12 protein-coding genes and 3 pseudogenes are annotated in these 12393 nt (G+C 70.6%); 8 read left to right on the top strand and 7 right to left on the bottom strand.

Translation table 11 applies throughout. The features are described 5' to 3' along the window. Position 1 precedes the first annotated feature (1 nt). Positions 2 to 349 (top strand): annotated as a pseudogene (locus StrepF001_RS09315) (MHYT domain-containing protein); the annotation flags it as partial. 144 nt (positions 350 to 493) lie between these two features. On the opposite strand, the gene StrepF001_RS09310 reads toward StrepF001_RS09315, so the two are convergent. From StrepF001_RS09310 to StrepF001_RS09290, 5 genes and pseudogenes are all read right to left on the bottom strand, one after another. Beyond that, the gene (locus StrepF001_RS09310) at positions 494 to 826 is read right to left on the bottom strand and encodes a hypothetical protein (RefSeq protein ID WP_129797828.1); all 333 of its coding nucleotides are present in this window, start codon (positions 824 to 826) and stop codon (positions 494 to 496) included. Between the two features lie 209 nt (positions 827 to 1035). Beyond that, a pseudogene (locus StrepF001_RS09305) lies at positions 1036 to 1310 on the bottom strand (NAD(P)-dependent oxidoreductase); the annotation flags it as partial. A 94-nt stretch (positions 1311 to 1404) separates the two neighbouring features. Next, complete coding sequence (locus StrepF001_RS09300; protein ID WP_240797345.1) at positions 1405 to 2655, bottom strand: chloride channel protein; 1251 nt, start codon at positions 2653 to 2655, stop codon at positions 1405 to 1407. Between the two features lie 123 nt (positions 2656 to 2778). After that, the gene (locus StrepF001_RS09295) at positions 2779 to 3066 is read right to left on the bottom strand and encodes an SHOCT domain-containing protein (RefSeq protein ID WP_129797826.1); all 288 of its coding nucleotides are present in this window, start codon (positions 3064 to 3066) and stop codon (positions 2779 to 2781) included. A gap of 97 nt (positions 3067 to 3163) precedes the next feature. Next, entirely contained in the window at positions 3164 to 3604 is a 441-nt protein-coding gene (locus tag StrepF001_RS09290) for a DUF6325 family protein (protein ID WP_240797344.1), read from the bottom strand. Positions 3605 to 3820: 216 nt separating this feature from the next. On the opposite strand from StrepF001_RS09290, the pseudogene StrepF001_RS47370 reads away from it, so the two are divergent. The 4 genes and pseudogenes from StrepF001_RS47370 to StrepF001_RS09270 all read left to right on the top strand — a co-directional run. After that, positions 3821 to 4114 (top strand): annotated as a pseudogene (locus tag StrepF001_RS47370) (metallophosphoesterase); the annotation flags it as partial. A gap of 133 nt (positions 4115 to 4247) precedes the next feature. Next, positions 4248 to 4562, top strand: coding sequence for a hypothetical protein (locus StrepF001_RS09280; protein ID WP_129797825.1), 315 nt, complete (start codon positions 4248 to 4250; stop codon positions 4560 to 4562). Positions 4563 to 4687: 125 nt separating this feature from the next. Then, positions 4688 to 6052: a hypothetical protein gene (locus StrepF001_RS09275; protein ID WP_129797824.1), complete on the top strand. Its 1365-nt coding sequence runs from the start codon at positions 4688 to 4690 to the stop codon at positions 6050 to 6052. 71 nt (positions 6053 to 6123) lie between these two features. Beyond that, positions 6124 to 6471, top strand: a complete 348-nt coding sequence (locus StrepF001_RS09270; RefSeq protein ID WP_129797823.1) for a carboxymuconolactone decarboxylase family protein — start codon at positions 6124 to 6126, stop codon at positions 6469 to 6471. Positions 6472 to 6546: 75 nt separating this feature from the next. On the opposite strand, the gene StrepF001_RS09265 is transcribed toward StrepF001_RS09270, so the two are convergent. Continuing rightward, positions 6547 to 7515 (bottom strand): TauD/TfdA family dioxygenase, encoded by a 969-nt coding sequence (locus StrepF001_RS09265; protein ID WP_129797822.1) that lies wholly within the window; start codon positions 7513 to 7515, stop codon positions 6547 to 6549. A gap of 332 nt (positions 7516 to 7847) precedes the next feature. Between StrepF001_RS09265 and StrepF001_RS09260 the strand changes: the two genes are divergently transcribed. Next, positions 7848 to 8297, top strand: coding sequence for a hypothetical protein (locus StrepF001_RS09260; protein ID WP_240797343.1), 450 nt, complete (start codon positions 7848 to 7850; stop codon positions 8295 to 8297). A 21-nt stretch (positions 8298 to 8318) separates the two neighbouring features. Here the strand turns inward: StrepF001_RS09260 and StrepF001_RS09255 are convergent, their stop codons facing one another. Next, positions 8319 to 9869: a glycoside hydrolase family 32 protein gene (locus tag StrepF001_RS09255; protein ID WP_129797821.1), complete on the bottom strand. Its 1551-nt coding sequence runs from the start codon at positions 9867 to 9869 to the stop codon at positions 8319 to 8321. A gap of 158 nt (positions 9870 to 10027) precedes the next feature. Between StrepF001_RS09255 and StrepF001_RS09250 the strand changes: the two genes are divergently transcribed. After that, entirely contained in the window at positions 10028 to 11437 is a 1410-nt protein-coding gene (locus tag StrepF001_RS09250) for an extracellular solute-binding protein (RefSeq protein WP_129797820.1), read from the top strand. Further along, a complete protein-coding gene (locus tag StrepF001_RS09245; RefSeq protein WP_129797819.1) occupies positions 11434 to 12387 on the top strand; it encodes a sugar ABC transporter permease in 954 nt (317 codons plus the stop codon). The genes StrepF001_RS09250 and StrepF001_RS09245 overlap by 4 nt, the downstream gene beginning before the upstream one ends. The last annotated feature ends 6 nt before the right edge of the window (positions 12388 to 12393 follow it).

The following is a 12393-nucleotide window of genomic DNA, read 5'->3' as shown; positions in this document are numbered from 1 at the left end:
CATGCAAGGCACGGTTGACGGGCTCCGCTACGGCGCGGTCACCCCGGTGGCGGCCTACCTGATGGCCTGCCTGGGAGGGGCGCTGGGACTGCGCTGCATCGTCCGGTCCCTGCTCGACGAGCGCTCGTCGAGGTCCGGCCGGCCGGCGCTGGGCGCCGCGTCGATCGGCTGCGGCGTCCGGACGATGCACTTCATCGCCATGATCGGCTTCCGTGTCGAGGAGACCCGGATCCGCTACGACGTGGGAGTGACCGTCCTCAGCCTCGCCGTGGCGATCGCCGTGGTCGGCACCGGCGTGTTCACGGTGGGCCACCTGGGCGCCACCCTCGTGACGCTGTCCGTGGCCGGCAGGGGGTCCCCCGACCCGGGTGGCAGGCGGGGCTCGACACCGACAAGCTCGCGCACAACCCCGACTGGGCGCACGGACGTTGACGCGCCTCGGTGGCGAGTCGGGGCCCGGCCGTCGTCGCCGCGGGTGACGCGCGGCCACGCGTCAGTGGACGATGGTGAAACTGCGCCACAGTCCCGTGGAGCGGACCACGTCGTCCGACGTCTGCGTGGGCAGGTACACGCTCTCCCCGCCCTGCGGCTCGGTGCAGTCGGCCGTCTGGTACAGGATGATGTCGTTCAGCGTGTAATTGGCCACGTGGGCCACGCCCTCACGGAATTGGTGGCACCCGCCGACCGGCGGGTTCGAGATCTTCTGGACAGACCTGGTTCCTTCGCGCGCCTCGATCGTGCCGAGCGCGCGATCCTCGCAGGCGGTCAGCACGAGCCCGAGCAGTACGACGCCGGTGAACGCGGTCAGCGACCGTTTGGCGGGCATCGAACCTCCTGTGGCGAGCGGCTGGAACGTCGTCCCGGACCACTATCCGTCGGGGTCGGCGGATGTGCCTGGTGGGAACGACCATTGCGGGTACGCGGGCGGTCCGGGCACCCGGCGACGCGGGGAAGCGGCGGGGCGGCGCGGACTTCGTACGGCGGGCCGCGTGACGGTGGTCCGCACGGCGGTGGCGCGTCGCGCGGTCGGCTGTCTCATGTCGCCCGTCCTGTCCGGTCGTGCCGGGGCGCCGCCACCACGTGGGGCACGCCGGCCGCGTACCGGTCCAGCTGGGCGCGGACCAGCTCCAGGGCGCGCGGCGGAAGGCAGACGTGGCCGCGGCCCCGTGCGGGCTGATCAGCACGTGGGGTGCCGTCCACAGCGGGTGTCCGGGCGGCAGCGGCTCCGGGGCCGTCACATCGAACGCCGCGCTCAACCGTCCGCTCCGCAGCTCGGCGACCAGGGCGGTTTCCAGTGTCGGCCTCCCCCGGCCTCCGTGCATCCGGGGTCATGCTGCGCCACAGGCGGCCGTCAGTCGGGGCGGCCGCGCTCAAGCTGGTCGTTGCGTGTGGCGGAGGGGTGCCTCACGGGCGGCGCCGACGGTTTGCCCACCGGCGGCACCGGATGGCCGGGGGCAGCAGCTGGACCGTCACGAAGCCCACCACGGCCGCGAGGATCACCACGGGCATCATCGCCGCGCTGCCGAATACCAGGACGACCAGCACCACACTGCTGACCGGCAGCCGCAGCGTGGCCGCCGCCCCGGCGGCCACGCCCGCCGCCATGCCCGGCACGACTCCCAGTCCGGGCAGCGGTGCGAGCAGCACACCCACCGCGGCACCCAGGAAGAGGGAGGGGAAGACGGGACCGCCGCGCAGGCTGCCGAGGCACAGCGCGTACGCCACTGCCTTGCACAGCAGTACGGTGACCAGGGCACCGACGCCCCAGGCATGGGGATCCGCGGCCAGCCGGGCCAGCGGGGCCTGGCCGGACGAGGACACGTCCACCGGCGTCCGGTCGACGGTCAGTGTGTACACCGCGGCGCACATCCCGGCGGCGAGAGCGCAGATCACCGTGCGGGGAACAGGCCGCTTCGGGACGAACCCCGCCACCAGACGCCCTGTGGCCAGGACCATGTGGAGCGCGGCAGCGATACCGACGGCCATCGGCACCGACCAGAGCACATCCCCGGCATCGAGGCGGGGAAACGGAACGCCCAGCGTCAGGGACAGGTTTCCCGTGGACAGGCCGGTCCAGCGGCCGAACCCGGTGAAGACGAGCGACCCGATCCCGCTGGACAGGAGCGCCGGCTGCATGACCGCGAACAGCTGCGGGGCGCCGAGTCCCGCCACCTCGATGAGAATCACGGCGCCGATCAGCGGATTGCCGAAGATCGCGGACAGCGCCGCCGCGGCACCGGCCGCGCCGAGGAGCGCCGCGCCCTGCGGCGTCGTCGGCGCCCGGGCCAGCTCCGCGAAGAGCAGGGCCAGGCCGCCCCCCACCGCGATCAACGGGGCTTCCGGACCCAGCGTCGCGCCGAGCGGCAGACTCGCCAGCGCCGCGAGAATCACCCCTGGCAGGGCGGCCGGGGTCGTCCCCGTGGAGTGCAGCCCCGCGGCGGGCACGTGGCCGCCGGCGCCCGGCAGATGCCGGACGACAAGCCCGACGACGCTGCCGGCGATCGCCAGCAGCGGCAGCGGCCACCACCACGGCGGAGTGGCCCAGCCCAGATCCGTCGGCAGCTCGGCCCACAGCACATGCTCCAGCTCATGGAGCCCGGCGAGGAACCAGAACGCGGCGAGGGCGACCGGGACGCCCAGGAGCGCCGAGAACACGAGTGCCTTCTGGTAAGCCGGGCTGCGCAACAGGTCGCGCAGCCTGTCCGCCTCCTCCGGCTGCGTACCGTCAGCGGGTCCGGCAGCGGGCCCCGGCCCCTTCCCTGCCCGATCCCCTCCGGCTCAGGCAAGGATCCGGCGCTTCTGGGCTTCGAACTCCTCCTCGGTCAGCACGCCCTGGGCCTTGAGATCGGCGAGCTGCTTCAGTTGATCGATCTTGCTGGTCATGTCGTCGTCGGCCTGCTGCGGCGCGGCAGGAGGAGGTGCGGCGGCCTGCTGGTAGTCCTGCTGCCGCTGGTAGTCCTGCTGGGCCCACCGGCCTGCCTGCCGCCGCGACACGCGGTTGGAGACCGCGGTGGCCGTACCCGAGATCACGGCGGTGCGGGCGACACCGCGAAGGAGTCCTGGCATGCTCACTCATCTCCCATGTGGTCCGTGAGGTTCGGCGATTCCCCTGTGGTCCGCGCGGTGGCGCGGGCCCGTTTCGTCGAAACGGCCGCGCGTCCGCTCAGGGCGTCGCCGTTTCGGTCGCGTCCAGCGACGCCAGCAGCGCATCCACGGAAATACGTCCGCTTGCCACCAACTGGGCCCCGCTGCGCCGCAGGGCGCGGGCCAGCGGCGCGGCCCACACGTTCTCGTACACGAGGATCGCCGCGGAATTGCCGGGCTCCAGCGCGGTGCCGGCGTCGTCCAGGTCGCTCTGGTCCAGCAGCCCGGAGGAAGCCCCCTCGAACACCGTCAGATCGAGCTCGTCCCCGATCTCGCGCAACTCCAGCACGTCGACCGACCCGTCGGCGTCCTTGCGGACGAAGACCAGATCGATGATGCGGATGACACCGCCCTCTACCAGATCGACCAGCAAGGGCAGACCCTCACCCGTCATGCGATTACCGGGGAACTCGATGATCAGATAGTCGACTGGCCCCATTTCCTCGATGTCCTGGTTCACGGCCACTCCTCAGATGCGGGTTACGGGCCCGGCCGACACCTCCTGGGACGTCGGTCGCCCGCGGCGCAGCCGGGAGGGTCATCCTTGAGGTCATTGCAACACTCGACCAGAGGCCCCGCATGTCCACAGCCCGTCGACGGCCCGGCCCCGCTTCGGTCTCCGACGGTCGAAGCGCTCCCCTCTTGTCCTGCTCATGGTCGTTGCCACCGTGTACCGGTGTCTGAATCCTCACGCGATACCGCCGCCGGCGCCGGCTGGGGCGTCACCGGACCCGGCTCGGACAAGCGGCTCATGCCGGACAAGGTCGAGAAGCTGCACTGGCTCAACCCGAGGACGATGTGGCCCGCGCGCAACGGCGTGCTGGCGTCCTGGTTCGGGGATCCCACGGGACGTACCCGCAGCCGATGGGTGGCGCAGCAGGCCGCGGCCGGGGCGCCCGCCCACAAGGTGATCCGGCGCGATGATCCCGACCGGTTCTCGTTCCTGGTCGTCAGGGACACCGGCGAGGGCGGTCGGCAGATGAGGCGGCCCACCGCTTGGAAATGCGCCGTCCCCACACCCTGGATATGGTTGACAGAAACGCGAGACATGCCAAAACGCATCGCCGACGGGGTCGTGGTCGGTGATGGAACGGATGGCAACCATGACCGCAACAACTGTCACCCCCCAGGATGCCCGGCCCGTCCAGCCCGGTGCCACGAGCACGGGCGCGAAGTCGGCCAGTGCGGCGGCTGAACGCGCTGTCGCACACAACACCGTGACCCTCGACGTGTTCGGCGCGCGTCTCGAACTGCCCCCTCCCCCGCAGCTCGCTTTTCTCGCCGGCGTTGGCGTACTGGTCGCCCTGAAGATCCTCGAATGGCCCGTGGCGCTGGTCCTGGCGGTCGGACACCAGCTCGTCCACAGCCAGCACGGCCGGGTGGTGCGCGAGTTCGGTGAGGCCCTGGAAGAAGCCTGAGGCGCCCTTCCCCGCCTGCGCGGCCGCCGCCGCTGACGCGGACCGCAGCACCGCGCGGTGAACGCCGCTTGCCGCGACTCCGACGCCCCGGCGCGTCGTAACGCTTCAAGGTCAAGGGAGGGCTCATGGATTCCTCCGGTGGTGCGTCATCAGCTTCCGAAGGTCCTGACCGTCCAGTCGCCGACCCCAGCTTGAGCGCCGCGGAACGCGCAGAGTACGAGCGGCTGCGCAAGGCGGCGGCCGTTCGTCACCGGCGCCTCCGCTATGCGGCCACCTCCGTACTGCTGCTGCTGGCCTTCCTCTTGGCGCCGTTGGCCGTGGTCGCGGCCTGGGTGGACTCCGAGGTCTCCGACACCGACCGGTACGTCCAGACCGTCGCCCCGATCGCCACGGAGCCCTCCGTCCAGAACACCGTGACCGACCGGCTCACCAAGCGCGTCGTCGACAACGTCGATGTCGCCGCCATCACCGCGACCGCCGCCCGGGCGCTGGAGCAGCAAGGAGCGCCACCTGTGGTGGTCCAGGGTGCCCAGGCCCTGACCGGCCCGCTGAAGAACGCGCTCAACTCGGCCGTCCACGACATTGTGAACAGGGTCGTGACCAGCGACCAGTTCGCCGAAGTGTGGGACGACGCCAACCGACGCGCCCACGCCGCCGTGGTCAAGGTCCTCACCGGCGAGGGCAGCAGTGCCATCCAGGCCGGCGACGACAGCATCGACCTGAACCTCGGCACCGTCATCGACAACGTCAAGCAAAAGCTGGTGGACGCGGGTTTCTCTCAGGCCGCGAAGATCCCCGACGTCGACAAGACGGTGACCCTGTTCCACACCGACAAACTGAACGAGGCCCAGGACGCCATGCGTCTGCTGAACGTGCTCGGCATCTGGCTCCCGGTCCTGGTCCTGGTCCTGGCAGCGCTCGCCGTCTGGAGCGCCCCCGCGCATCGCGTCGCCCTGATGAGCACGGCCATCGGCATCGGCGTCATGATGATCGCGCTGCTCGTCGGCCTTGCCGTGATGCGCCAGGTCTATCTGGATTCCGTCCCCACGACCGCTCTGCCGCGGGACGCCGCAGCCGACATCTACGACACCTTCATCCGCTTCCTGAGGAACAGCACGCGTACGGTCCTGGTCATCGCGGTGATCACCGCGCTGGCCGCCTACCTGTACGGGCCGGGACGCGGTGCCCGGTGGGTCAGATCGGCGGCCGCGGGCGGAACCGGGGCCACCGGCCGGGCCATGGCACGCCACGGTCTGCGTACCGGCACCACCGGCCGCTGGCTGGACGCACACAGCAACTGGACCACCGGCATCGCCATCGCCGGCGGCGCGCTCGCCCTGGTGCTGTGGAACTACCCCACCCCCGGGGCCGTGGCGCTTGTCCTCGGCATCGTCGTTCTCGTGCTGGTGCTTCTCGGAATCGTCGCCGCGGCCTCCGGCACAGCAGAACATCCGGCCGCCGGCGATCAGCCAGTCGTCCGCCCCGGGTGATGCCGTACGGCGCGTGCCGGGGGCTCTCCTGAAGACGTACGTCGCACCCACCGCCAGGAAAGGAGCAGGACATGGCTCAGGAAGAGACAGGGGCGGGTGGCGTCGCTGCCCTCGCCGAAGCGAACGCGCCTGTGTTCGAGACGCTCGTCCAGATGACGCTCGACACGTTCGAGCGGTCCGGGCTGGATCAGGAGACGTATCTGCTGGCACGTATCGCGGCTCTGGTGGCCATGGATGCCTCTGCCCCCTCGTACCTCCTCAACATCGGCACCGCCGCGGAGACGGGCGTGCCGCTGGAGAAGATCCAGGGAACGCTCGTGGCGATCGCCCCCGTGGTGGGCAGCGCCCGCGTCGTGTCCGCCGCCCGCGCCATCGGCGAGGCCTTCGGGCTGGAACTTCCCGGCGAAGAGGAGCAGTGAGGACTGCGTGCAGATCCTCACCGACATGGCGACGAGGCTGGGCCCGTTGCTGGGCCGGCGGCCCGGCGCCTGACCTCACCAGCGGCCGGGTTCGCTGCCGACGACCGGCTCCGACGGCTTGCCGTCAACGCCGACCGGCACGTCCCCGGCGAGCATCACCCGGTGCATGATCCGGGGGAAGTCGAGGTGGGCGTTGTCGCCGGGCGCGAGGTGGATGGTGGCCCGGTTGTCCCAGAAGGCCACGCTGCCGGGCTCCCAGCGGAAGCGCACCGTGTACTCGGGCCGCACCGCCTGCTCCAACAGCATGTCGAGCACGGCCTGGCTCTCAGCACGGGAGAGGCCGGCGATCTGCTCGACGTAGTAGCCGTTGACGAACAGCACCCGCTCGCCGGTCTCCGGGTGCACGCGCACCAGCGGGTGCGCGGAGGCGACCTGATGGTCCAGCAGATGCCTGACGTAGGCGTCGTCGCCGGGCCGCGGCTGGTAGCCGACGCCGAGCCGGTGTTCGGCGCGCAGTCCGTCCACGAACTGCCGTACCGGGGCGGACAGTCCGGCGTACGCCGCCGCCAGATTCGACCAGGTGGTGTCGCCGCCGTACGGCGGGACGGTCTCGGCGCGCAGGATGGTCGCGGCAGGCGGGTCGACACGGGCGCCGTGGTCGCAGTGCCAGCCGCGCAGCAGGGTGTGCCGGCGGCGCTGCAGCCACTCGTCGTGCTCCATGCCGAATCGCCCGCCGAGCTCCAGCCGGTCGGCGGTCGTCTCGATCTCCGGGAAGTCGGGCGGCGACGCTCCCCCGCGCCGAGGCAGGACGACTGGTTCACCGAACCGGCGCGCGAACGCCACATGCGCGGCGTGGTCCAGCCGCTGCCCGCGGAAGAACACGACCTTCCAGCGCAGCACCGCCGCCCGGATCACGGCCACCTGGGCGTCGTCCAACTCACCCGCCAGGTCGACACCTGTGATCTCGGCCCCGATGTACCCGGCCACGGGCTTCACCTCAACACCCGCGACCCGCTCCCCCGCCATGGCCCTGTCCGTCGTCATGCGCGCTCCGATGGTCGTCCTGGTCGGCTCCGCACAAGGCCTCGTGACGTTCCACGAAAGCCTCCTGAAAGATCGTGACAGCGATCCGCCACCGTGGCGACAGCGCCCCGCCCGCACACCGCGCCGTCCGGAGGGTTCCGGCCCCGTACCCCCGGAAGGAACACTGTGCCGGTGACGACTCCTTCCGATCCGAGCGCCTTCCTGCGGCGACTGCCGACCGGCAAGCGGCTGCCCCTCCCGCCGGACTCCTTCGCCGCCTGGCCCACCTCCCGTTCGAGGGGGACCTGACGGCCAAGCCGCTGCGGCCACCGGTCCTGCCGGAGCCCGCGCGGGTGGGCGAGTCGGGCCCCGAAGACTGCCCGGTCTGCCGCAAGCCGGTGACGGAGTCGCTGTGGGCCGACGAGCACTGGCGCGTCGACCCGATCGGCACCGACTCCGGCCTCCCCGCCGCCGTGATGCTCCAGCCGCGCGGCCACCACGACCTTGCCGATCTGCCCGCGGAGCGGTCCGCCGAGCTGGGTCCGATGCTCCGGCGGGCGGAACGGGCCGTGCGCGCGGTGGACGGCGTCGCCCGCGTCCACATCAACCGGTGGGGCGACACGAGCGCGCATCTGCACTTCTGGCTGCTCGCCCGGCCGGCCGGACTGCTTCAACTGCACGGCACCTTCCTGCCGTTGTGGGAGGAGCTCCTGCCGCGCGTCCCCGACGCGGAGCGGCGGGAGGCACACCGGCGGATCGCTGCCGCCCTGGCCACCGAGGGCGGCACCGCCCACGCGACATGACCGCCTCTCACAGCGCGAATCTCAGAGCGTGAACTCCCGTATCACCGTGTCCCGGAACACCGCCCGCCCACCGATCGTGAACAGCGCGAGCCGGTCGTCGATGAGGTACGGGAAGACCTCCGACGAGTGCACGTACCGGCCGTCGTCGACGAACATCTCCACCGACGTGCGGTCGACAAGGATCCGCAGCCGCACCCGGCGGGCGGAGGGGTCGAAGGGGCTCTTGCTCTCCTGCCATCGGCCGGAGGCGTCGGGGTTCGCGGTGGGCCGGCGGTTGAGGAAGGCGTAGTCGCCGTAGACGCCGGCGTCGATGTGGCGGACCCCGTCCGGGGACCGGCGCAGTTGGAGGCCTGCGCCGGTGAGCCGGTCCCAGGTGATCTCGCAGGTGACCTCGTAAGCCGTGCCCCGGTAGTCGAGGACGCGGGTTCCGTCGACTTCCAGGTCACCGAGGTGCACTGTCCGGGAGACGTACGAGTCCAGGGCGGCGACCGGCCGTGCGGCGAGGTAGTACGTGCCCGACGCGGCCCGCTTCAGCGTGACCTCGCGGACGATCGAGTCGGTGCCGTTGAAGCCGTCGCTGTCGATCGTGGGCGTGAAGTTGGCATAGTCCCAGTTGTTCAGCCAGCCGATCGCGTATCGCGTCCCCTCGTCGAGCCGCCCGCCGCTGTCCCGCTTGTCGAAGGTCACCGCCCCGTACCAGTCCCAGCCGTGGTCCAGCCACTGCGGCTCGGACGCGTCCGGCGCGAAGGTGGTCCCGTCGAAGGCGCCGGTCCAGTACGCGTACGTGTTGGGCAGCCCGGAGCCCTTGCCGTTGGCGCTCACGCCGAGCACCCACTTCACGGTCCCGTCGCCGGCTGTGATGCGGAACAGATCGGGGCACTCCAGCACACCGATGCCGTCCTTGACGAAACCGCCCACGTACGTCCAGGCCTTCAGGTCGGCGGAGTGGTAGAAGCCGACTTTGTTGTTCTCGGCGAGCGCCATCACCCACCGGCCGCGCTCCTCGTCGCGGATCACCTTCGGGTCGCGGAAGTCGCGCACGCCGGGGTTGGCCAGCACCGGATCGGTGCCGTGGTGGGTGAAGGTGCGGCCGCCGTCGGTGGAGTAGTACAGGTACTGTGCCTGCGTGTTGGCGCCCTCCACGGGTTCCATGGTGGCGAGCACGACGACCGCGCCGGCCCCGAAGCCCGCGGTGTTGTCGGTGTCCACCACCGCCGATCCGGACCACACGTCGCCGTTGGGTGTGGTGTCCTTGGGCACGGCGATCCCACGGTCCGTGAAGCGGACCAGGTCGGTGCTGGTGGCCAGGCGCCAGGCGGTGCCCGCGGTGGTGCCGCCGGTGAAGTAGTCCGGGTTGTACAGGTAGTAGTAGTGGTACTCGCCGCCGACCCAGACCGGGCGCTGAGGGTCGTTCTTCCACTGGTCGGGGACCGTGAAGTGATACCGGGCGCGGTAACTCGCGCAGGCAGCCTGGGACTTGGGCCCGGCCGTGGCGGGCACGGCAGGCAGTAACGCGGCCGCTGTCCCCGCGGCCGAACCGGCGAACAGCGCTCTTCTGGTCATCCCACGCATCACACAACGTTCCTCTCGTCAGAACGGCGGCTCCGTGGACCAGGACTGTGCGACCTAACTCGTTAAAGGTCAAGTGTTCGCGGGCCTTGACAGGCATGTAACACGCTTCTCATCATCTGGGGCATCACACCTTGGCTAACACGAGTTAGGCCCTTCAGATGACCGACTCGCACCTCACCCGCCGCACACTGCTGCGGTACGGCGCATACGGCGCGGGAGCCGCCGCGCTGGCCGGTACCGCCGCCAGCTGGGACCGGCTCACCGGCGCCGACATCCCGGGCCGGGACGACGGCTCCCTCGTCGTCGCGACGCTCGGCCCCGCCTATGGCCCGGAGGCCGTCCGCACGCTCACGGAGGGCTTCAAGAAGGTCCATCCCGACATCAAGCTGCGGATCAACGCGGTGCAGGCCGTCGACTGGTCGGACTTCTTCGCGAAGATCCTCACCCAGATCGCGGCGGGCACCGCGCCCGACCTCGTCTACGTCGCCACCGAGGGCGTGCAGTTGTTCGCGCAGCGCCTCGGGGTCCCGCTGGACGACTGGGTGAAGCGGGACGCCGGGGAGCTGCGCGAGTACTTCACCGACGTCCATCCCTCGCTGGTGGAGTCGATGATGTACGAGGGCAGCCTGTACCAGCTGCCGGTCGAGTTCAACGCGGCCGACATCTACCTCAACACCCAGGTGCTCAAGCGCGCAGGCGCGGACTTCCCGGCGGCCGACTGGACCCGCGACGACTTCACCGCCCTGTTGCGGGACATGAAGAAGTCCAGCGGCTCCCAGTTCACGCCGTACTTCTGGACCAACCGGCTGTGGGGCGGCGTGGTGCCCTGGCTGTTCGCCAACGACACCAACCTGCTCGCTGAGTCCAAAGCGCCGGGCGGCGCCTGGCTGTGGGACTCCTTCTACCCGGCCGACCGGCGGCAGGGTCGCGGGGGCGGTTTCCGCTGGACCACCCCGCAGGCCACCGACGCCCGCGTGGAGGAGGCGTACGACTATCTCGCCTCCCTCATCCAGGAGGGCCTGTGCACCCGCCCCGAGGGCGGCAACGGCCAGAACCTCATCGGTGTGTTCTCCACCGGACGGGTCGGCGTCACGCCCGCGGGCGGCTTCTGGGCGGGCGGCCTGCACCTGGCCGGCATGAAGGCCGACGGCTTCGACGTGCAGTACTTCCCGCGCTGGCGCACCCAGCGCATGCAGTACGGCGCCGCCGGCTACGCACTGCTGCGCACCTCGAAGCGGCAGGAGGAGGCCTGGGAGTTCATCAAGTACGCCGCCCGCCGGGACACCCTGATGCGACTGTTCGAGACCAACCAGACCACCCCGGCCCGCCGTTCGATGCTGACCGCCGACCGCTACCGGGAGATCGGCCCCAAGCACTGGCAGGTCTTCTACGACACCCTCGACAAGTTCCCCGACACCGGGCCGATCCCCGCGCCGCCGCAGGTCGCCGAGGTCGAGCAGGTGCTGCTCAAGCACACCGGTACCGCCCTGGCCTCCCGGCGCTCGGTGGCCCCCGCGCTGCGCCGGATGCAGGGCGACCTGGAGAAGGCCATGGAGCGTGACGTATGACGAACACCCAGATACCGGCCGTACGCACGGAGCAGCCGACGGCGCCACCGGCTGTCGCGCCCCGGCCCTCCGCCCGGGACCGTGGCACCCGACTGCTGGCCACGCTGTTCCTGGCGCCCACGATCGTCGGCATCGTCGTTTTCACGGTCGTCCCGATCGTCGGCTCGGTGGTGCTGAGCCTCTTCCACTGGAACGTGATCGACGACCCGAGCTTCGCCGGGGCCGCCAACTACCGTGAGGTGTTCGGCGATTCGACCGTGCTGGTCTCCTTCCGCAACACGCTCGTGTTCATGGTGTTCGCGGTCGCACTGCAACTGCTGATCGCCCTGATGCTGGCGCTGGCGGTGAACGGGCGCATGCCGGTGTGGCTGCGTTCGGTGTTCCGCTCGGCGTTCTTCTTCCCGCTGGTGCTGTCCGCCGCGTCGATCTCGGTGGTGATGAAGTACCTGTTCAACCAGGACTTCGGGGTCGTGAACTGGCTGCTCGGCTTCGTCGGGATCGCTCCGGTGCCGTGGCTGACGTCCGAGAACGCGGCGATGGCCACGGTGATCCTGGTCTATGTCTGGCAGCAGTTCGGGTTCTCGTTCCTGCTGTTCGTCGGCGGCCTGAACAACATCCCCAAGGAGATCCACGAGGCCGCCTCGCTCGACGGCGCGACCGGGCTGCGCAAGCACCTCGCCGTCACGCTGCCGCTGCTGTCGCCCACCCTGCTGGTCGCCTCGGTGGTCGGCATCATCAACGCGCTGCAGGTCTTCGAGCAGCCGTACGTCCTCACCAACGGCGGGCCCGGTGACGCCACCCGGACCGTGGTGATGGTCATCTACGAGAGCGCGTTCGAGCAGCTCCGCTTCGGTGCGGCCTCGGCGGTGGGCGTGCTGCTGTTCGTACTGATCATGGCGGTCACCGCACTCCAGTTCCGGCTCAGCCGGCGTTTCGTCCACTACCAGTGAGCCGGG

Origin of the sequence: Streptomyces sp. F001, from assembly GCF_004187715.1 — a bacterium.
GTDB classification, from domain to species: domain Bacteria; phylum Actinomycetota; class Actinomycetes; order Streptomycetales; family Streptomycetaceae; genus Streptomyces; species Streptomyces flavusporus.
This window is presented reverse-complemented; position numbering and strand designations above follow the sequence as displayed.